General features: G+C 72.4%; 17 protein-coding genes. 5 read left to right on the top strand and 12 right to left on the bottom strand.

The window, feature by feature from the left end; all coding sequences use genetic code 11:
* Window positions 1–194, bottom strand: a 194-nt coding sequence (locus AB0P24_RS43005; RefSeq protein WP_365804046.1) for a hypothetical protein, incomplete at its 3' end; no start/stop codon positions are given.
* A gap of 113 nt (window positions 195–307) precedes the next feature.
* Window positions 308–748, bottom strand: coding sequence for a pyridoxamine 5'-phosphate oxidase family protein (locus AB0P24_RS43010; RefSeq protein ID WP_365804048.1), 441 nt, complete (start codon window positions 746–748; stop codon window positions 308–310).
* 469 nt (window positions 749–1,217) lie between these two features.
* On the opposite strand from AB0P24_RS43010, the gene ppk2 reads away from it, so the two are divergent.
* From ppk2 to AB0P24_RS43030, 4 genes are all read left to right on the top strand, one after another.
* Window positions 1,218–2,021, top strand: a complete 804-nt coding sequence (ppk2, locus tag AB0P24_RS43015) for a polyphosphate kinase 2 (protein WP_365804050.1) — start codon at window positions 1,218–1,220, stop codon at window positions 2,019–2,021.
* 200 nt (window positions 2,022–2,221) lie between these two features.
* Window positions 2,222–3,946: a sulfate permease gene (sulP, locus tag AB0P24_RS43020; RefSeq protein WP_365804052.1), complete on the top strand. Its 1,725-nt coding sequence runs from the start codon at window positions 2,222–2,224 to the stop codon at window positions 3,944–3,946.
* A 584-nt stretch (window positions 3,947–4,530) separates the two neighbouring features.
* Complete coding sequence (locus AB0P24_RS43025; protein WP_365804054.1) at window positions 4,531–5,889, top strand: bifunctional o-acetylhomoserine/o-acetylserine sulfhydrylase; 1,359 nt, start codon at window positions 4,531–4,533, stop codon at window positions 5,887–5,889.
* Complete coding sequence (locus AB0P24_RS43030; RefSeq protein ID WP_365804077.1) at window positions 5,886–7,034, top strand: homoserine O-acetyltransferase; 1,149 nt, start codon at window positions 5,886–5,888, stop codon at window positions 7,032–7,034. Before AB0P24_RS43025 ends, AB0P24_RS43030 begins: the two co-directional genes overlap by 4 nt.
* 261 nt (window positions 7,035–7,295) lie before the next feature.
* Here the strand turns inward: AB0P24_RS43030 and AB0P24_RS43035 are convergent, their stop codons facing one another.
* The 8 genes from AB0P24_RS43035 to AB0P24_RS43070 form a co-directional block, all read right to left on the bottom strand.
* Window positions 7,296–8,570 (bottom strand): acetyl-CoA hydrolase/transferase C-terminal domain-containing protein, encoded by a 1,275-nt coding sequence (locus AB0P24_RS43035; RefSeq protein ID WP_365804056.1) that lies wholly within the window; start codon window positions 8,568–8,570, stop codon window positions 7,296–7,298.
* Window positions 8,524–9,015, bottom strand: a complete 492-nt coding sequence (locus AB0P24_RS43040; RefSeq protein WP_365804058.1) for an acyl-CoA dehydrogenase family protein — start codon at window positions 9,013–9,015, stop codon at window positions 8,524–8,526. The genes AB0P24_RS43035 and AB0P24_RS43040 overlap by 47 nt, the downstream gene beginning before the upstream one ends.
* Window positions 8,898–10,454 (bottom strand): long-chain fatty acid--CoA ligase, encoded by a 1,557-nt coding sequence (locus AB0P24_RS43045; RefSeq protein WP_365804060.1) that lies wholly within the window; start codon window positions 10,452–10,454, stop codon window positions 8,898–8,900. Before AB0P24_RS43045 ends, AB0P24_RS43040 begins: the two co-directional genes overlap by 118 nt.
* The gene (gene hemA, locus AB0P24_RS43050; protein ID WP_365804062.1) at window positions 10,451–11,692 is read right to left on the bottom strand and encodes a 5-aminolevulinate synthase; all 1,242 of its coding nucleotides are present in this window, start codon (window positions 11,690–11,692) and stop codon (window positions 10,451–10,453) included. The genes AB0P24_RS43045 and hemA overlap by 4 nt, the downstream gene beginning before the upstream one ends.
* 389 nt (window positions 11,693–12,081) lie before the next feature.
* The gene (locus AB0P24_RS43055) at window positions 12,082–12,633 is read right to left on the bottom strand and encodes a hypothetical protein (protein ID WP_365804064.1); all 552 of its coding nucleotides are present in this window, start codon (window positions 12,631–12,633) and stop codon (window positions 12,082–12,084) included.
* A 287-nt stretch (window positions 12,634–12,920) separates the two neighbouring features.
* The gene (locus AB0P24_RS43060; RefSeq protein ID WP_365804066.1) at window positions 12,921–13,889 is read right to left on the bottom strand and encodes a zinc-binding dehydrogenase; all 969 of its coding nucleotides are present in this window, start codon (window positions 13,887–13,889) and stop codon (window positions 12,921–12,923) included.
* Window positions 13,890–14,042: 153 nt separating this feature from the next.
* Window positions 14,043–15,164 (bottom strand): acyl-CoA dehydrogenase family protein, encoded by a 1,122-nt coding sequence (locus tag AB0P24_RS43065; RefSeq protein ID WP_365804079.1) that lies wholly within the window; start codon window positions 15,162–15,164, stop codon window positions 14,043–14,045.
* A gap of 165 nt (window positions 15,165–15,329) precedes the next feature.
* Complete coding sequence (locus AB0P24_RS43070; protein ID WP_365804068.1) at window positions 15,330–16,964, bottom strand: acyl-CoA carboxylase subunit beta; 1,635 nt, start codon at window positions 16,962–16,964, stop codon at window positions 15,330–15,332.
* Between the two features lie 231 nt (window positions 16,965–17,195).
* Here AB0P24_RS43070 and AB0P24_RS43075 point away from each other — a divergent pair, with 231 nt between their 5' ends.
* Window positions 17,196–17,987, top strand: coding sequence for a putative protein N(5)-glutamine methyltransferase (locus AB0P24_RS43075; protein WP_365804069.1), 792 nt, complete (start codon window positions 17,196–17,198; stop codon window positions 17,985–17,987).
* Window positions 17,988–18,005: 18 nt separating this feature from the next.
* On the opposite strand, the gene AB0P24_RS43080 is transcribed toward AB0P24_RS43075, so the two are convergent.
* Window positions 18,006–19,292, bottom strand: a complete 1,287-nt coding sequence (locus AB0P24_RS43080; protein WP_365804071.1) for a condensation domain-containing protein — start codon at window positions 19,290–19,292, stop codon at window positions 18,006–18,008.
* 76 nt (window positions 19,293–19,368) lie between these two features.
* The gene (locus AB0P24_RS43085; protein WP_365804073.1) at window positions 19,369–20,187 is read right to left on the bottom strand and encodes an arylamine N-acetyltransferase; all 819 of its coding nucleotides are present in this window, start codon (window positions 20,185–20,187) and stop codon (window positions 19,369–19,371) included.
* Between the last annotated feature and the right edge of the window lie 50 nt (window positions 20,188–20,237).

A 20,237-nucleotide genomic window follows, 5' to 3' on the forward strand; every position in this document is an offset into this window, starting at 1 on the left:
AGCAGACTGTGCACCCGATCCCGAGTCCCCCGCGCGGCATCCAGACGCGCCTGCAACTCCTCCAGCAGCTCATCCAACCTGAGCTGCGGCAACCGCACCCGGGCCTCGTGGTTCTCCACCGCACTCCTCCCGACCCCGTCGACTCGTAAACCGGCAGGTCCGATCAAGCCCACCGTAGTGGGCACCGACCCCATCGGGCACCCGGATGATGCAAGTCACAGGCGCCCCCCAAGGGGGGCGGACGGCGCGGCGGCCCGGCCGGAACGGAACGCCCGTAACCGGTGCGCCGGTGGTGGCGCACCGATCGTCAGGAGACGGCGTCCAGGCCGTACCGGGTGCGGCCGCCGGTCAGTTCGCGCCCGGTGACCAGCTCCGGGTCGATGCGGACGAAGACCTCCCGCGGGGACGGCGCCCAGGACCTGGGGCCCTCGCGGAGGAGCCTTTCGTGTTCGCCGGGGTCGCTGACCACACTCGCGCGGCCGGTCACCACGACGCTCCAGCCGGCCTGCGCGACGGCGTCCACCTCGTCCGCCTCGAAGGCGACGACGGCGCCGTCGATGGCCCGCACCAGCTCCGAGGCCTCGGACGTGCGCAGGACCACCGCTCCGTCACGGTCCAGACCGAAGTTGACGGGCAGCACGGCCGGCAGCGCCCCGCGTGTGTGGACGATACGGCCGACCGGCACGCAGGCGAGCAGCCCCAGGCACTCCCGCCGGTCGAGTTCACGGAATCCGTCGTTGGCATACATCGGCCGTCTCGTCTCTCACATCCTGCTCTGGTCGGTGGCCCCGCAACGCGTGCGCCAGTCCCCCGGGCCCTCCTACGGCGCCCGGTGCCGACAGCACGGGCGAAGGCGTTCTCCTGCCCCTCACCGTCCTTGGCCGCCGCGGAGCCGGAAGCCGGTCGCAGCTCCAGCTTGACGCAGCCCGGTGGGGTGGGCTTGGGCCGTCCGGCCCCAGCCGCCCGCCGGACGGGCCCCGCGCGCCGGACGGCCCCCGCTCGCCGGAACCCCCCAGGACAGGCCGTTCGGGCCTGCCGTCACGGGACGGAGGGGCCGAACGGCCCTTCCGCGCCACCCGCCGACTGGACTTCGCTCTCTCCATGGCCGAGCGGGCAGGGTGCGCGGCCGCCTCGTCGGACAGTACGGTGGCGTCCTGGTGTTCGACCTCGGACACCGGATGGCTCCAATGGGTAGGTCATCGGGCGGTGGAGGCGGCATGGCCGGCACGAAGGCGGCGGAGCTGCCGCGCAAGGCGTACGAGGCTGAACTGCTTCGTCTGCAGACCGAGTTGGTGAAACTGCAGGAGTGGGTGCGGGCCACGGGGGCCCGCCTCGTAGTGATCTTCGAGGGGCGGGACGCGGCGGGTAAGGGCGGCACGATCAAACGGGTCACCGAGCACCTCAATCCGCGTATCGCCCGGATCGCGGCGCTGCCGAAGCCCACCGAGCGCGAGCGCACCCAGTGGTACTTCCAGCGGTACGCGGAACATCTACCGGCGGCCGGGGAGATCGTGCTGTTCGACCGGTCCTGGTACAACCGGGCCGGCGTCGAACGGGTGATGGGCTTCTGTACGAAGGAGGAGTACCAGCTCTTCCTGCGGCACTGCCCGATCTTCGAGCGGATGCTGGTGGAGTCCGGGATCCTGCTGCGCAAGTACTGGTTCTCGGTGAGCGACACCGAGCAGCAGGACCGGTTCCGCAAGCGCCTCGAGGATCCGCTGCGGCGCTGGAAGCTCTCGCCGATGGACCTGGAGTCGATCACCCACTGGGAGGCCTACTCCCGGGCCAAGGACGAGATGCTGATCCACACCGACATCAGCGAGGCACCCTGGTACATCGTGGAGAGCGACGACAAGCGCCGGGCCCGGCTGAACATGATGGCCCACCTGCTGTCGACCGTGCCGTACCACGACGTGCCGCCGCCGGTGCTGGAGCTCCCGAAGCGGCCGCCGTCGACCGGCTACGAGCGCCCGCCGCGGGATCTGCAGACGTACGTCCCGGACCACTCGGCGAGCCTCTGAGCAGCCGGTCACCGCGGTCCCGTCGGCTCGGGGAACCGGCGGGAACCGCCGGAGAAGGCGCCGCGTGCCGGTCATGGTCCGCCCGTGCCGACGACGGGCCGCCGGCAGAGGCCACCGGCCGGGCCGGGGTGGGCCGCACGGTCCTCAGCGCGTGGGCACTGCCATGATGATTCCCGCGATCACCAGGCGAAAGGCGGCACATGACCCACGGCGGTGACGGGCGTCCGGGATGGCACCGGCTCCTCGCGCCCGGACTTGTCTCGCTGCTCGGCTACCGGCGCGCCTGGCTGAAGGGCGACGTGCTGGCCGGGGTGACGGTCGCCGCGTACCTGGTGCCGCAGGTGATGGCGTACGCCGGGGTGGCCGGGCTGCCCCCGGTCGCCGGTCTGTGGGCGATCCTGCCCGCCCTGGCCCTGTACACGGTGTTCGGCTCCTCACGGCTGCTGTCGGTCGGCCCGGAGTCGACGACCGCCCTGATGACGGCCACCGTGGTCGCCCCGCTCGCCGGCGGCTCCCCCGGCCGCTACGCCGTACTGGCGGCCACCCTCGCCGCCGCGGTCGGCCTGCTCTGCCTGATCGCGCGGGCGGTCCGGCTGGGCTTTCTGGCGGACCTGCTCTCCCGCCCCGTCCTGATCGGCTACCTGGCCGGGGTCGCTGCGATCATGGTGGTGGACCAGCTGCCCAAACTCACCGGTGTACCGGTGACGGGAACCGAGTTCTTCCCCCAGCTCTGGTCGTTCTTCACACACCTGCGCGAGGCACGGCCGGCGACCGTGGTCCTCTCGGCGGCGATGCTGTTCTTCCTCCTCGTCGTCACGCGGTCCTTCCGGGCGCTTCCCGGCCCGCTGCTGGCCGTGGTCCTGGGCACGGCGGCCGTGGTGGCGTTCGACCTCGACGGCCGGTACGGCATCCGGGTCATCGGCACCGTCCCGGCGGGTGTGCCCGACCTCTCCCTGCCGGACCTGACCGAGCTGCCGCGCCTGGTGCTGCCCGCACTCGGCGTCCTCCTGGTGGCGTACACGGACTTCATCCTCACCGCCCGCGCGTTCGCCGGCCGAGGCCCGGACGACGGCCCGGGGCTCGACGCCGACCAGGAGTTCCTGGCTCTCGGCGCCGCCAACCTCGGGGCGAGCGTCGTGCACGGATTCCCGGTGAGCAGCAGCGCCAGCCGAACCGCCCTGGCCACCTCGGCGGGGGCCCGCAGCCAGGCGTACTCCCTGGTCGCCGGCGCCCTGGTCCTCGCGGTCCTGCTCTTCCTCAGCCCCCTGCTCACCCGGACGCCCGCCGCGGTGCTCGGCGCCCTGGTGGTCTACGCCGCGACCCGGATGACCGACCTCGCCGGCTTCCGCCGCCTTGCCGCCTTCCGCCGCCGCGAGCTGCTCCTCGCGCTCGGCTGCCTGGCCGGGGTCCTCGTCCTGGACATCCTGTACGGCGTGCTGGTCGCCGTCGGCCTGTCGGTGGCCGAACTGCTGACCCGGGTGGCCCGCCCGCACGACGCGGTCGAGGGCCTGGTCCCCGGCCTGGCCGGGATGCACGACATCGACGACTACCCCACCGCCCACACGGTCCCCGGTCTCCTGGTCTACCGCTACGACTCGCCGCTGTTCTTCGCCAACGCCGAGAACTTCCACCGCCGGGCCCTGGCCGCCGTCGACGGACAGAGCCGGCCCGTCCGCTGGTTCGTCCTGAACACCGAGGCCAACGTGGAGGTCGACATCACCGCCCTCGACGCGGTCGACGCCCTCCGCCGCGAACTGGACGCGCGCGGCGTCGTGTTCGCCCTCGCCCGCGTCAAGCAGGATCTCCTGAACAGCCTGGAGCGGTACGGCCTCGCGGACGCGGTCGGCCACGACCGCATCTTCCCGACCCTGCCGACGGCGGTGGCGGCGTACCGGGAGTGGCTGGCGGCGCAGCCGGGCCAGTAGACCGCTCGCCCTGGGCCGGCCCAGCGACGCCCGGGACGTCTCGCGAGCCTCCTCAGGACTCCCCTGCCTCCAGCCCGTACCGCCCCGGAAGGTTCACCACGAGCGCCTCCTGCGTGCTGCGCACGATGTTCGTGGCCGGCCTCGCCGGCCGCCAAGGCGGCCCAGGCGCACGGCCCTGCTCCTGGTCGGCGACGCCGATACCCTCGCCGACCACGAGACGCTCGCCCGCACCGGCAGGTCCCAGCTCCGCCGTCCTGGGAGGTCGTACGGCGGTGCTCGCGTCCGCGGGGTGACCCGCGCCGGGGCCGGCGGGGTTGTGGCAATCGTGTTTCAACACCCCACGCCGTGCTGACTCTCCGCACAGGCTGTGGTTCTCTCACTGCATGACCCTGCTCGTGACCCGCCGCCACGTCGACTACGTGCGTGTCACCAGCACGGGGTGTCCCACCGCGAGCTGACGCTCCGCCCCGGCCTCCGGCCCCCTCCTCCCCCACCGCGCCCCGCCGACTTCCGCCGTGCCTTCCTCCGGACAGCGGCCCCGCGGTCGTTCCACGTACTCCGCACGCCCCGCACAAGGGAGAACCATGAGCCAGCCCATCGACTCCGTCGCCGCGGGCCACACGCCCGAGGACCCCACCGGTCCCGACACCTCGGCCTGGTCGTTCGAGACCAAGCAGATCCACGCCGGTGCCGTACCGGACCCGACGACCGGGGCGCGGGCGGTGCCGATCTACCAGACCAGTTCGTTCGTCTTCCGTGACACCCGGCATGCCGCCGACCTGTTCTCGCTGGCCGAGCCCGGCAACATCTACACCCGCATCCACAACCCCACCCAGGACGTCTTCGAGCAGCGCGTCGCCGCTCTGGAGGGCGGGGTCGCCGCCGTGGCCCTCGCCTCCGGACAGGCCGCGGAGACCCTCGCCCTCCTGACGCTGGCCTCCGCGGGCGACCACATCGTCTCCAGCACGTCCCTGTACGGCGGCACATACAACCTCTTCCGGCACACGCTGCCCAAGTTCGGCATCGAGGTGTCGTTCGTCGACGACCCGGACGACTTCGAGGCCTGGCGGGCCGCGATCCGGCCGAACACGAAGGCCCTGTTCGCCGAGACGCTCGGCAATCCGCGCGGGAACGTGCTCGACGTACGGGCGGTGGCGGACGTCGCGCACGAGGCGGGTGTCCCGCTGATCGTGGACAACACCGTGCCGACCCCGTATCTGCTGCGGCCCATCGAGCACGGCGCCGACATCGTCGTCCACTCCGCGACGAAGTTCCTCGGCGGGCACGGCACCACCATCGCCGGTGTCGTCGTCGACGGCGGCACCTTCGACTTCGGCGCGCACGCCGAGCGCTTCCCCGACTTCAGCGAGCCGGACCCCAGCTACCACGGCCTCCGGTACTGGCCGGCGCTCGGCCCGGGCGCCTTCGCCATCAAGCTGCGCGTGCAGCTGCTGCGCGACCTGGGCCCGGCGATCTCGCCGCACTCCGCGTTCCTGCTCCTCCAGGGCGTGGAGACGCTGAGCCTGCGCATCGAACGGCACTCGGCCAACGCCCAGGCACTCGCCGAGTGGCTGGAGCAGCGCGACGAGGTCGCCGCCGTCCACTATCCGGGGCTGGAGTCCAACCGCTGGTACGAGGCGGGTCGGCGCTATCTGCCGCGCGGCGCCGGTGCGGTGCTCGCCTTCGAGCTGCGGGACGGGGTCGAGGCCGGGAAGCGGTTCGTGGACGCGGTCGAGCTGTTCAGTCATCTCGCCAACATCGGGGACGTACGCAGCCTCATCATCCACCCCGCGTCCACGACCCACAGTCAGCTGGACGACGCGCAGTTGGCGGCGACCGGGACCTCGCCCGGTCTGGTACGCCTGTCGGTGGGCATCGAGAACCTCGCCGACCTGAAGGCCGACCTGGAGGCCGGGTTCCGCGCGGCCAAGGGCGCGTCCTGAACACCGTGCAGCAGACGCCGTCAGCGGTCCCCTTCCCGCCGGCCTCCGGGGCCTGGCGGGAGGGGGACCCGCCCGGGCGCCGCCGGTGGTACGTGCGGGAGAAGCCCCTCGCGCTGGAAGCCGGCGGTGAACTGCCCGGTGTGCGGCTGGCGTTCGAGACCTGGGGGCGACTCGCACCGGACCGCTCGAACGCGGTCCTGGTGCTGCACGCACTCACCGGCGACAGCCATGTCCGCGGACCGGCGGGGCCCGGTCATCCCACCCCCGGCTGGTGGGACGCACTCGTCGGTGCCGGCCAAGCCCTGGACACGGACCGCTGGTTCGTCGTCGCGCCGAACGTGCTCGGCGGCTGCCAGGGCAGCACCGGGCCGTCCTCGCCGCGCCCGGACGGGCGGAGCTGGGGCGGCGGCTTCCCGTTCCTGACCCAGCGTGACCAGGTCGCCGTGGAGGCCGGTCTCGCGGACGACCTGGGCATCGAGCGCTGGGCGTTGGTGATCGGCGGTTCCATGGGCGGGATGCGGGCGCTGGAGTGGGCCGTGACGTATCCGCAGCGGACGGACGCGCTGCTGCTGCTCGCCACCACGGCCGCGGCGAGCGCCGAGCAGATCGCCTGGGCGAACATCCAGCTCCACGCCATCCGCTCCGACCCGCACTGGCACGGCGGCGACTACCACGACACCGGCCGGGAGCCCCGTGCCGGACTCGGCCTGGCCCGGCGCCTGGCTCATGTCACCTACCGCAGCGAGGCGGAGCTGGCGGTCCGCTTCGGCCGTGCCGCGCAGGGCCCCGAGGACCCGTGGAACGGCGGCCGGTACCAGGTCGAGTCGTATCTCGACCACCACGCCGCCAAGTTGGTGCGCCGCTTCGACGCGGGCAGCTATGTCACCCTCTCCGAGGCCATGAACAGCCACGACATCGGCCGCGACCGCGGTGGCACGCGTGCCGCGCTGCGCCGCGTGACCGCCCGGACCCTCGTCGCCGGAGTCGACTCCGACCGCCTCTATCCACCCTCCCAGCAGGCCGAGTTGGCGGCCGGGATTCCCGGGGCGGACCGTCTGCGCCTGATCGAGTCGCCCTACGGCCACGACGGCTTCCTGATCGAGACCGAGCAGGTCGCCTCGCTCGTACGCGAGCTGCTCGGCTAGCGGGGCCGGAACTCGCCAGGGAGCACAGCTACTCCGTCGCCGCCGTCCACCGGCTCCCGCACCAAGCAGGCACCCGCATGCGGCCCCAGCACCACCACGGCAGGCCCGCGCGGCTCCGCGCACAGGGCTGCCCGCCCGACCTCAATCCGCGAGAGAAGGCCTCTGACCGGGCGTCGCACAGCGGAAGCCACCAGGGACACCAGGCTTCACGGTGAGAGTGGCTCCCGACAACCGTAGGCAGAGGGCTGACGAGCGCTCTTCTCATCCTTGACGCGCTCGCCTCACGTTCGCGAGGACCGCCTCTGCCGAGCGGTCGAGTTCCCCACGGTTCTCAGGTGCGGCGAGCGCGATCATGCGCTCGACGCGTTGACTCAACGACAGCCCCCGCAGATCGGCAAAGCCGTGCTCGGTGACCACTACGCCCGCGTCGCTGCGCGGTGTGCTCACCGGGCCGCTGAGTCCGGTGACGATTCGGCTGGCCGTCCCGGCTCGCGAGGGCAGCATGACCACAGGCACCCCTCCCTCGGAGCGCGACGCGCCCCGCAGGAAGTCGACCGCGCCGCCCACGGCCCCGACATAGCGGCCTTGAGCCACTTCGGCGTTGACCTGGCCGGTGAGGTCCACCTCGACGGCGGAGTTCAGGGCCACGAACCGGTGCTGGGCGGCCAGCACCGCCGGGTGATGGGTGTAGCTGGTGGCGCGCAGTTCCACCCGGGGGTTGCGGTGGACGTGCTCGAACAGCCGACGGGTGCCGAGGAGCATGCCGCCCACCGTCTTGCCGCGGTCGACCGACTTCCGTTCGCCGGTGACGACGCCGCGCTCGATCAGCGGTACGAGTCCGTCCGGCAGCAGGCCCGAGTGGACGCCGAGATGGCGGCGGTCGTGCAGTTCGTCCAGCACGGCCTCGGTGAGGGCACCCACGCCGAATTGCAGGGTCGCCCCGTCCTCGATCAGTGCGGCGACGTTCGCCGCGATCGCCTGGTGGACGGGCTTGGGGCTGGTCCGCGGGCTCTCCGCCGGAGGGTACCGGGCGGGGACCACGGCTGCCAGGTCGTCGGCGGTCAGCGTGGGGCCGCCGTGGGTCCAGGGGACGTCCGGGTGGACCTCACCGATGACGGCGCGGGCCGTGGCGAGCGCGTCCGCGAGATATTCGCGCGCGATGCCCAGGCTGTAGTGCCCCCTGCTGTCGGGGGGTGAGAGCTGGACCAGTACCACGTCGGCCTTGATGACGCCGTCCCGGATCAGGCCGGGGAAGGAGGAGTAGTGCGCGGGCACGATGTCCAGGGCGCCGGCGGAGTGCAGGTCGGCGTTTACGCCCGCACCGGTGTACGAGTTCAGAGTCATCCATCGGGCGTTGTCCTGGGACAGCGTCCGGGCCACCGGGATGCCGATGAACGCCCTGAGGCCCGCCGCCGGCCGTTGCCGCAGCAGATGTTCGACGAGCGTGCGGGGCTCGGCGCACGCCTGGGCCCACATCACGCCGTCGCCGTCACGCACGTACCGCGTGAGGTCCAGGTCCTCCACTGATCCGAGCATGGGCGCCTCCGTCACCGCTGGACCTCCGAAGAGTGCTTCCCGTGCGGCCGGGGCCACCGTGGACCTGAACCCCGCGGTCCGCGGCTCCCCGGACCGCCTCGCCCCAGAACAGCTTGGCGGCCGAGGAGCCGGCCATTGGGTCCTCGCCCGTGTCGTAGGCGTCGGCTGCGGCAAGAACCCGGGCCGGGCGGACTCGCCCCTCCGCAGGACGAGCGGGTGGACGCGGCGTGGGCTCGCTGACGCACGGCTTCGTCGACCGCTCGGCGCCCCGCCTCCGGTTGCTGCGGGAGGCGGTCACCGTGGTCAGGGCGCCGGATACCGCCCTGCTCAAGAAGCGACCCGCGCAGACTCCAACGCGCCGAGCCGCGCGGTGAGTTCCCGCTTGAGCACCTTGCCGCTCGGGCCCAGCGGCAGTTCCCCGGCGAACTCGACCCGGCGCGGACACTTGTAGCCCGCCAGACGTTCGCGGCACCACGCCACCAGGTCGGCCGCCGACACGCCGTCGGGCGCGAACCCGTCCCGGAGCACGACGACCGCGCACACCTCCTCGCCCTGCCGGACGTCGGGTACGCCGACGACGGCGGCCTGTTCGACGGCCGGATGCCGCAGCAGGACCTCCTCGACCTCCCTCGGGTAGACGTTGTATCCGCCGCGCAGGATGACGTCCTTCTTACGGTCCACGACGGACAGGTATCCGTCCGCGCCGAGCACGCCCAGGTCGCCGGAGCGGAACCAGCCGTCCACCAGGACCGCCGCGGTCGCCGCGGGCAGCCCGAGATAGCCGGCCATCACGTTGTGGCCGCGGATCACGATCTCCCCGATCTCGCCCGCCGGCAACAGCTCGACGGTCCCCTCGACGTCGGCACGGGCGACCGCCACCTCCACGCCGGTGACCGGCAGGCCTACGGTGCCGGGCCGGCAGGGGATGCCGGGCTGGTTGTAGGCGACGACCGGTGAGGTCTCGGTCAGCCCGTAGCCCTCGTACACCTCGCATCCGAGGGTCTGCCGCACCTGTTCCAGGACCGGCACGGGCAGGGCCGAGCCGCCGCTGTAGGCGCGCCGCAGCGTGGGCGGGGCGGGGGTGCCGGCCGCCACCGCCTCCAGCAGTGCGTGGTACATCGTCGGCACGCCCATGAAGACGGTGCAGCCGTACCGGGCCATCAGCTCCAGCGCGGGCACCGCGTGGAACCTGCGCATCAGCACGAGTGTCGCGCCGGCCGAGAAGCAGGTGCCCATGACGCAGGTCTGGCCGAAGGTGTGGGACAGCGGCAGACACCCGAGCAGCACGTCGTCCGACCGGACGGCGAACGGGGATACGGCGCTCACCTCGATGTTCATCACGATGTTGCGGTGCGTGAGCATTGCCCCCTTGGGGCGGCCGGTCGTGCCGGAGGTGTAGAGGATCGCGGCGATGTCTTCGGGGCCGACGGGGACGAGATCCGCGAGCGCAGGTCCGGAGTCCGGGTCGTCGAGCCGTACGGCCGCGGGGTGTCCACCCGCGACGGTGAAAAGCGCGGCCCCGGTGGCGGTGGCCGCCGGGGCGCCCTGCTCCAGTGCGGACGCGTCGCAGACGAGGGCCCGCGCGTCGCTGTCCCGCAGCACGAACTCGATCTCGGGGGCGCGTAGTTGGGTGTTCAGCGGGACGACGGTCGCACCCAGCGCGAGTGCACCGTAGTAAGCGGCGGGAAAATCCGGCGTGTTGGGTACCAGCACGGCGATCCGGTCGCCCGGGCCGAGGCCGTGCCGCCGCAGGGTGCCGGCCACACCGCTGACCCGCTGCCACAGTTGGCGGTAGGTCACCGCGGCTGAGTCCCAGATCAGGGCCGGATGGTCCGGACGCCGTGCCGCCGTGTCGGCGAGCACGGCAGCGAGGGAACGGGTCACGCCTCCTCCTTCGCGGCCGCGTCCCGCCGGTCGGAGGCCGTCCGGATCTCCAGGTCGCGCCAGATCCCGGCCAGAGCCTCGGCGAACTTCTGCACGTCCGCCGGGGTGTGCGTCGCCGAGGGCGCGATACGCAGCAGTTCCTCTCCGAGGCGCACGCTGGGCGCGTTGATGGCCTGGACATAGATCCCGTGCCGGTCGAGCAGCAGGTTCGAGGCCTGCTTGCACAGGGCGTCATCGCCGACCAGCGCGGAGACGATGTGCGAGTCCGCGGACAGGTACGGGACATCGGCGTCGTCCAGCAGCCGGTGCAACAGCCCCGCGTTCTCCGCCAGCCGGTCCCGCTCGGCGTCGGACGTCCGCAGATGACGTACGGCGGCCAGGGCGCCGGCGGCGATGGCGGGCGGCAGGGAGGTGGTGAAGACGAACGCGCGGGAAAAGGTGCGGACGGTGTCGATCAGATCGGCGGGCCCGGTGATGTAGCCGCCCGCCGTGCCCAGCGCCTTGGCGAGGGTGCCCATGACGACGTCGAACCGGTCGGCGATGCCCTCGCGTGCCGCGATGCCCGCTCCCTGGGGGCCGTACATGCCGATCGCGTGCACTTCGTCGAGGAAGGTGGTGGCGCCGTACCGGTCCGCGAGGTCGGCGATCTCGGCGAGGGGGGCCACGTCCCCGGACATCGAGTAGACCGACTCCAGCACGATCAGCTTGGGCACGTCGGGGTCGGTGTCCGCGAGGAGTTCGGCCAGGTGGGCGACGTCGTTGTGGCGGAAGATGCGCTTGCGGGCACCGCTGCGCCGCAGCCCGTCGATGATCGAGGCGTGGTTCCGCTCGTCCGAGAAGACCACGGTGCCTTCGGGCCGGCCGGCGATCACCGCCAGCGCCCCGTCGTTCGCGGTGTAGCCGGAGGTGAACAGCAGCGCCGCGTCCTTGCCGTGCCAGTCGGCCAGTTCGCGCTCCAGCTCCACGTGGCGGTGGTTGGTGCCACCGATGTTGCGCGAGCCGCCGGAGCCGGCCCCGAAGCGGGCGACGGCGTCGTGCACGGCAGCCAGAACCAGCGGGTGCTGGCCCATGCTGAGGTAGTCGTTGCTGCACCAGACGCTCACCTCGCTTTCCAACGCGTCGGTCCGGGCGACGGCACGGGGGAAGTGCCCCGCGCGCCGGCCGATCTCCAGGAAGGTGCGGGTGCGGCGCTGCTCCTCGGAGATGCCGTGGGTGAAGTACTCGAGATGCGTGGGCATACTGCGTCCTTTACGGGTGAAGAAGTGCGGGACGAACAGGAGTTGTTCAAGTCGGGCAGGTGCGGCGCTGCGAGGTCGAAGCCACACCTCGTCGGGTTTGTCGCCCGCGTTCACCAGGACCTCGTCGAGCACCGGCCGGGGCGACCCCTGGACGCGCCAGCACCTCGCGCTCGACGGTCGCCGGGTACACCTTGACCCCGTCGAGCCTGCCGAGGTCGGCGGCCCGATCGAGCAGACGGAGACAGCCGCGTTCGTCGCGGTATCCGGTGTCCCCCGTGCGGTACCGGCCATCGAGCAGAGCACTCGCCGTCGGTGCGGGGTCGAGGCAACCGTCCATGGGCCGCGGGGCGCACATCCGGATCTCGCCCACCCGGCCGTCGTCCAGCGGTTTACCCGTGTCCGGGTGACGATGGCAGGCGCCAGGTCGGCGGGGTCCCGGCCCTCGGCAGTGAGGCGACCGGGACCGTCGGCGGGCACCGGCTCGACGGCGCCGGGCACGCCCTGGCCGACGAGGGCGGTGCCGGCCGCGGCCGCCGGTTCGGCAGCTCCGGCAGAGAGGTCCGGGCCGGCGTGCAGGACCGTGGCGCCGGCGGCCCGGATGGTCTCAGCCGGTCATCGGCCGCCGGCATCGCCGTGCTGGAGCCCAGGTTGGTCGAGCGCGGGTGGCAGACGGCGGCACCGAGCAGCTGCGCCGCGTGCCGCACCGCGGTCGTATCGGGGCTGCTGGGCGCGGTGAGCGCAGCGACGACGGTGCCGCGCCCGGCGCCCGCCTCCCGTAGGACGCGGTGGGTGCCGGCCACCGAGCGGATGTGCTCGGCGGCGGTGGCGGTCACGCCCGGACAGTGCACGACCTCTTCGCCGGGGTCCGCCGCAGGCGCGGACAGCACGTCGGCGACATAGCCGTCCACAGTCGTCCACCGCGCCTCGCTCGGCCTTGCCACGCCGGTTTCTCCTTCCTGCCGCGCAACGGCGGCGACGGTCAATGGGCCGGAATCCGGTGTGCGTTGAGCCTTTCGCCGCTGACGGCGGCGGCACAGAAGGAAGGGGGCCCGATGGGACAGGCCGCGGGGGCTCGGCGACGTCGCCGCCCGAACGGCAGCAGCCCCACTGCTCCGGCCCGCATACGGTCCGGCATCGTGACGATCACGGCCGGGTCCCCCGTCGCACCAGGCGGTGCCGGCCTGATCAGGACGCCCGGGAGGTGCCGCCCGGGCGCCGGGCCCGCACCTTACGGCCAGCTCAGTACGAGGTTGCCCCGGACGTCGCCGTCCAGCAGGCGTTTGAACGCCGCTCGCGCGTCCTGTGGCGGCATCACGTCGTCCACGAGGGGCCGGATGCCCGTGGTGCGCATGAGCGCCAGCATCCGCGCGTATTCGTCCCGGGTGCCGCTGAACGACCCGACGATGTTGATCTGGTGGAAGTAGACCCGGTGCAGCCGGGCCGGCGAGACGTCGCCGGAGGTGGCGCCGGCGACGACGACCGTGCCACCGGTGCGCACGCTGTGCAGGGAGTGCGTCCATGTCGCCCGGCCGACGCTGTCGATGACAGCGTCCACCTGTTCGGGCAGTCGCGCCTTGGGCTCCAGCACCTCGTGCGCGCCCAGGCGCCTGGCAAGCTCTCGCTTGTCGGCGGTACGGCTGGTGGCGTACACCCGGAGTCCGCCGGCCGCGCCCAACGTGATCAGCGCGGTGGAGAGTCCGCCGGCGGCGCCCTGCACGAGAACCGAATCGCCGGGCTGCAGCTTGGCCTTGGTGAACAGCATGCGGTACGCCGGCAGCCAGGAGCAGATCAGGCAGGCTGCCTCTTCCCAGGTCAGCTGGTCCGGGACCGGCAGCAGGCTGGTCGCGGGCACGCCGATGTACTCGGCCATCGTGCCGGGCCGGGCGCCCACGAGCTGCGCGGCCGGCAGGACCAGGGTCTCGTCCGCGGTGCCCGGTGGGGACTCCAGTACGGGATAGAGCACCACGCGGCGGCCCTCGGGGTCCTCCCCCGCCGCCTCACAGCCGAGGATCCGCGGATACTTGTCGTGGTTCAGGCCGACACCCCGCAGGGTCCACAGATCCTTGTGGTTGAGGGATACGGACCTGACCCGGACCCGCAGCCACCCCTCGGGCACCTCGGGATCGGGGCGCTCGCCGACGGCCAGGGCGGCCAGCGGTTCCTCGGCGTCGGGACGTGCCGCGTAGACAGCCCTCACCGTCCCGCCCTCCCGCCCCGGCTCGTGCCCCATGGGCGATGACCCGTGGCTCGTAGATGTGGTGAAATGTCGTGACGCCGCATGGCAGCTCCTCGTCGTACGGGAGTTTCGGGTGTCGCGCGCCGCCGGGTGGCAGCGTCATGCTCGGGACCGTCAGCGGAATGCCTGGACACCGGTGACCGCCCGGCCGATGCTGAGGGTGTGGACCTCCTCGGTCCCCTCGACGGTGAGCACCGCCTCCAGGTTGGACATGTGCCGCATCACCGGGTAGTCGAGGGTGATGCCGTTGGCGCCGAGGATGCTGCGGGCCGTGCGGGCGACCTCGGTCGCGGCACGCACGTTGGCGAGCTTGCCGAGGCTGAGCTGCGTGGGTACCAGCCGGCCGGCCTCCTTCAGCCGGGCCAGCCGCAGCGCGGTCATCCCGGCGTGCGTGAGGTCCACCACCATGTCCGCGAGCTTGCGCTGGGAGAGCTGGAAGGAGGCGAGCGACCGGCCGAACTGCTCACGGCCGACGGCGTAGTCGAGCGCACTGGCGTAGCAGGTGCGGGCGGCGCCGACCACGCCCCAGATGATGCCGAAGCGGGCCTCGTTCAGGCACGAGAGCGCCGTCTTCAGACCGCGCGCCCCGGGCAGGGCGGCCGACGCGGGGACCCGCACCTGGTCCAGGGTGAGCCCGGCGGTGTTGGACGCCCGCAGGGCCAGCTTGCGGGTGATCTCCTGGGCGGCGAAGCCCGGCGTGCCGGTGGGCACGAGGAATGCGCGCACCCCGTCCTCCGTGTGTGCCCAGATCACCGCGACGTCCGCGAGCGCGCCGTTGTTGATCCACGCCTTGGTGCCGTCGAGCACCCAGTCGCCGCCGTCGCGACGGGCGAACGTACGCATCGAGCCCGGGTCCGAGCCCGACTCCGGTTCGGTCAGGCCGAAGCACCCGAGCGCCTCGCCCGCGGCCATGCGGGGCAGCCATTCCTGCCGCTGTTCCGCACTGCCCCAGCGGTGGATGGCGCACATGGCGAGGCAGCCCTGCACGGACACGAAACTGCGCAGTCCGGAGTCCACCGCTTCCAGTTCGCGGCAGGCGACGCCGTAGGCGGTGGCCGAGAGATTGGCGCAGCCGTAGCCGTCCAGCTGCATCCCCAGCAGGCCGAGGGCGCCGAGTTCCTTGGCGATCGAGCGGGGCAGCTCCGCGCGCTCGTACCAGTCGGCGACGTGGGGCAGCAGCTCGGTCGTGGCGTAGGCCCGCACCGTGTCGCGCACAGCCCGCTCGGTGGCGTCCAGTTCGTCGTCCAGGGCCAGGAAGTCATGGGGGTCGGGTGTCTGTGCCTTCACCGGCTCGGAGTGCTCAACGCTTTCGGGGAGAGTCAAGTGCTTCCGCCCTCTTCGGTCCGTCAACTGTCTGGTCTCGGTCCCGCTGTGCTTCGGGTCGTGCCGTCGCGTCCCCGCTCAGAGCGGGATGTTGCCGTGCCTGCGGGGTGGCCCCTCCGCGCGCTTGGTCGCCAGCAGCCGCAGCGCCCACCCGATCTGTGCGCGGGTGTGCGACGGCTGGATGACCGCGTCGACGTAACCGCGGTCGGCCGCGGCGTAGGGAGTGGCCTGGTCCTCGTACTCCCGCACCAACTGGGCGCGGCGCTGCGCCAGTTCGTCGCCCTCCAGCCGCGCCAGTTCCCTGCGGTAGAGGATGCCGACGGCTCCCGCCGCGCCCGTCACGGCGATCTGCGCGGTCGGCCAGGACAGGTTGACGTCGGCGCCGAGGTGCTTGGAGCCCATGGCGCCGTAGGCACCGCCGTACGCCTTGCGCGTGATCACCGTGATCTTGGGGACGACCGCCTCGGCGTAGGCGTAGATCAGTTTGGCGCCCCGCCGGATGATCCCGTCCCACTCCTGGTCGACACCGGGCAGGAAACCCGGCACGTCCACGAACGTCAGGACGGGCACGTTGAACGCGTCGCAGGTGCGCACAAAACGTGCCGCCTTCTCCGAGGCGTTGATGTCCAGGCAACCCGCCACGTGTGTGGGCTGGTTGGCGACGACCCCCACGCTGCGCCCGTCCACCCGGCCGAAGCCGACGACGATGTTGGGTGCGAACATCCTCTGCACCTCGAGGAACTCGCCGTCGTCGAGCACCCGGGTGATGACCTCGTACATGTCGTAGGCCTGGTGCGGCGAGTCCGGGACGATCGTGTCGAGTTCGAGATCGGTGGCGGTGAGCCCGTCGGCGCTCGAGACCGCCGGCTCCGGCGGGGAGAAGACCGGCGGCACGGAGAGGTTGTTGCTCGGCAGATAGCTGAGCAGGTCCTTGGCGTAGGCCAGCGCGTCGTCCTCGTCGGAGGCCAGGTAGTGCGCCACCCCCGACCGGGTGTTGTGCGGGCGGCCGCCGCCGAGCGTCTCGAAGTCGACCTCCTCGCCGGTGACGGTCCTAATGACCTCGGGCCCGGTGATGAACATGTGGCTGGTCCGGTCGACCATGACAGTGAAGTCGGTGAGCGCCGGCGAGTACACCGCTCCCCCGGCGCACGCGCCCATGATCAGCGAGATCTGCGGGACGACGCCGGAGCAGCGCACGTTGCGGTAGAAGATCTCGCCGTAGCGGCCGAGCGTGCCGACGCCTTCCTGGATGCGCGCGCCGCCGCCGTCGTTGATCCCCACCAGCGGGCAGCCGACCCTGGCCGCCAGGTCCATCAGCTTGACGATCTTGTCGCCGTGCACCTCACCGAGTGTTCCGCCGAACACGGTGGCGTCCTGGCTGTAGACGGCCACCGCACGGCCGTCGATCGTGCCGGTGCCGGTGACGACGCCGTCCCCCATGGCGTGCCGCTCCGGTGTGCCGACGGTCGGCGCGTGCCGGGCCAGCGCGTCGAGTTCGACGAAGGAGCCGGGGTCGAGCAGGGCGTCGATGCGCTCGCGCGCCGTCCGGCGTCCCTTCGCATGCTGGCGTTCCGTGCCGACGGCGCCGCCGGCGCACATCGCGGCGTCGATCCGCTGCCGGAGGTCGGCCAGCTTGCCCGCCGTCGTGCGCGGGTCGGGGGTGTCGGGGGCGGTGACGGCGGAGACCCGCGCGGAACCGGTGGCGGTGCTCATGATCGCCCAGCCGCCCGCCACCGTGCGGTCCGCAGGGCCGCGGACCCACGGTCGGCGCCGACTTCCCTGGTCACAAAGTCCATCGACCTCTCCTGCTAAGCTGGCTGAACCGTCCGCTGGTCACCGTAAGTTGATATCCCGCACGCCACATCCCCCGGTCTGACGGCAGGTGACGCATTCGCGGCCGGCGGACCGGCCCGGCCGGCCGGGGTTCTTCCTCGAAAGGCTTCGATGTCGATCACTCCCGCCGATGAGGTGCTGTCGCGCACGGTGGCCACCCTGCGAGGTGCCGGATGCGTGTTCGCGGAGGACGAGGCGGCGCTGCTCCTCGACGCCGCCGCGACACCCACCGAGCTGGACGTGCTGGTGCACCGCCGTGTGCTCGGCGAGCCGCTGGAGGTCATCCTCGGCTGGGCCGAGTTCTGCGGCCTGCGGATCCGGGTGAACGCCGGGGTGTTCGTCCCGCGTCAGCGCACCCGGTTCCTGGTCGACCTGGCGGCGGAGTCGGCCCGGCGGGGCTCGGTCGTCGTCGATCTGTGCTGCGGAACCGGAGCGATCGGCGCCGCCGTCGCCGCGCGGGTGCCCGGGATCGAGCTGTCGTGCGCCGACATCGACCCGAACGCGGTCGCCTGCGCGCGGCTGAACGTCGGCCCCGATGCCCACGTGTACGAGGGCGACCTGTACGACGCGCTGCCCGGCTCGCTGCACGGCCGCGTGGACGTGCTGGTCGTCAACGCCCCGTACGTGCCGACGGACGAGATCGCGATGATGCCGCCCGAGGCACGCGACCACGAGCCGAAGTACACGCTCGACGGGGGCGCCGACGGTGTCGAGGTGCACCGCCGGGTCGCCGCCGGGGCACCGGCGTGGCTGGCGCCGGGCGGCAGCCTGCTGATCGAGACCAGCGAGGAGCAGGCCCCGCTCACCGCTCGGGCGATGGCCGACCACGGCCTCGTCCCCCGCGTGTCCACGAACGACGAGATGTACTGCACGGTCGTGGTCGGTACCCGCGTCGGCGACTAGCCGGTGTCGGGCGGTTCGTCACCCGGCCGGGATCGATCCCCGGTCGGCGAACTCCCGCAGGGTCGCCCGGACATGGTCGTGGACCGCGTCCATCTGTTCTTCCGTGAAGCACTCGGTGCTGTAGGGCATCTCGATGCGGAACCGGTCGCGGACCGTCATCAGTACGGCGAGCACCGGGCCGTGTTGCAGGAACGACGGCGCCTTGCTGGACACCGCGAACCCCCGCATGTCCACGATCTCCAGGCCGGGCGGGGACGACGGGAGGGTGACGCGTCCGATGTTGGTCATCACCACGCTCGCCGCCAGCAGGTGCGGGGTGGCCAGCAGCCGGTCCAGCGACTGCAGTTCCAGGGCTGGTTCGCCGCGGACGACCGCGGCGCCGAGGCCGGTGGCGAGCCGACGGCCCAGCGCGACGAGGTCGGCCCCCGCCGGTACGTCGACCAGATCCTGGTACCACGAGGCCGCGGGGACCATCACCTCACGGCTCAGCTCGGGCTCCACCCGCTCGCGCAGGTCCACCGTGGAGACGCAGGCCAGCCGGTGGTCGGCGTACTCCGCCGGAAGGCCGGAACGGACGGCCGCGAGAATCGCCGCGCCCACCAGCCCGTGCACCGACACTCCCGCGCTCCGGGCGAACGCCAGGAGACTCGCGGTCTCGGAGGCGTCGAGCTGGAGCCGGCGTGACTGGGTCCGGCCCTGCTGGGGCGCCACCTCGCCGGACCGGGCCGCCAGGTACGGGAGGGCGCCGACCGGGGCGCCTTCGGCCCGGTCGAGCCGCCCCTGGACGTAGGCGGCCACGTCGGTCTCGGTGACGGGTGCGAGGCGGTCGTCGATCGCCGCCGGCCAGTCCTCCTGGACGGGCCGGACGGCCGGGTGCGTGCCTGCCTTGATGTCGGCGTAATACCGCCACAAGCGGACACACAGGGCGGTCGCGCTGCGGCCGTCGCAGATCGCATGGTCGGTCCCGAGGACCAGCGTGTCCTCGTCCTCGCCGGTCAGCAGCACCGCGCGGACCAGCGGGCCGCCCAGCGGCAGCGGCGTGTTCCACTCCTGCACCAGCGCGTCCGGGCCGTCGGCGCGCACCACCAGGCGCGGCAGTTCGTCGGGCTTCAGCGGGCTGAGGAAACTGCCCTCGGCGTCCCGCTCCAGGCGGCTGCGCAGCGACGGGTGGTCGGCCAGCACCGCGGCGAACGCCGCGCCGAGCGCGTCGGGGTCGACACCGCCGCGCACCGTGATCGTGCGCACGGCCTGGGTTCTCATCTCCCCGGCGTACAGGTTCTCCGAGCGGGATAGGTTGCGGCGCATGTCCGTCCTGTTCTGTCGAGGGTCATGAGACGAGCGGCGTGGGCCGCGTCGAGCGAGGGGAGCGGTGTGCCGTGCTTCAGTCGAGCGTGCCGCCGAGGATGCCGTCGCGGACCGCGCTCAGTTCCTCGTCATCGGTGACGGTCCGGGACTTCTCGATGCCGGCCCGCACCGTCAGCAGGCGCCGGCCCTTGAGCACCACCTGTCCGTCGGCGACGGCCCGGCTGTGGAGCTGGGGTGCGCTCTCCTGGGTCACGGCTGCGAGCTTCACGTTCGCCAGGTCCTGGAAGGCGTACCACTCGGCGGGCTCGCGGACCTTCGGGGTGAAGCGGAAGACCACGCTCCAGCGCCCCAGCCGCGGCCTGCGCTGCAGGAGCACGCCGTCGCCGTCCTCGACGAGGCGGTACCGGCAGCCGTACTGCACCTGCTCGCGCCCGTCGGTGGCACCGTCGAGCCGCAGGGGTTCGAGGAACGATGGTCCGGCGTAGCCCACGTCGACGAGCCAGCGGGCTCCGTCGAGGCGGGCCACCATCAGCATGTGCTCGACATCGACGCCGTACTCCGCCTCTCCCTCGGCCGTGGTGCCGGCGATCAGGTCGACGTCGTAGCCGAGGTCGCGCAGCAGGCGCAGGAACAGCCGGGTCATCTGGACGCAGCCGCCGCCGTGGCCGGCCGCGACGACGGCGTCGAAGGTGGCGTTCTGGTCGAAGTCGACCAGATCGACCACCTCGCCGCTTGCGGTCGGCACGGCCAGGGAGCCGGTGCTGCTGAACGGCACGGTCTCCATGTGCCGCTTGTGCAGCCGGACGAGAGTGGTCAGGTCGGGCGCGGGACGCCCGGCCCGCTCGCTGTCGTGGCCCAGCCGCCGCAGGTAGATGTCGGTGTCGAACACGGTCACTGCCTCTCTGCTCCGGGGAGTCGCACTGTGCGTCGCGTCGCTGCCGCGGG

Source organism: Streptomyces sp. NPDC086519 (genome assembly GCF_040686075.1).
Classification (GTDB): Bacteria; Actinomycetota; Actinomycetes; order Streptomycetales; family Streptomycetaceae; genus Streptomyces; species Streptomyces shenzhenensis.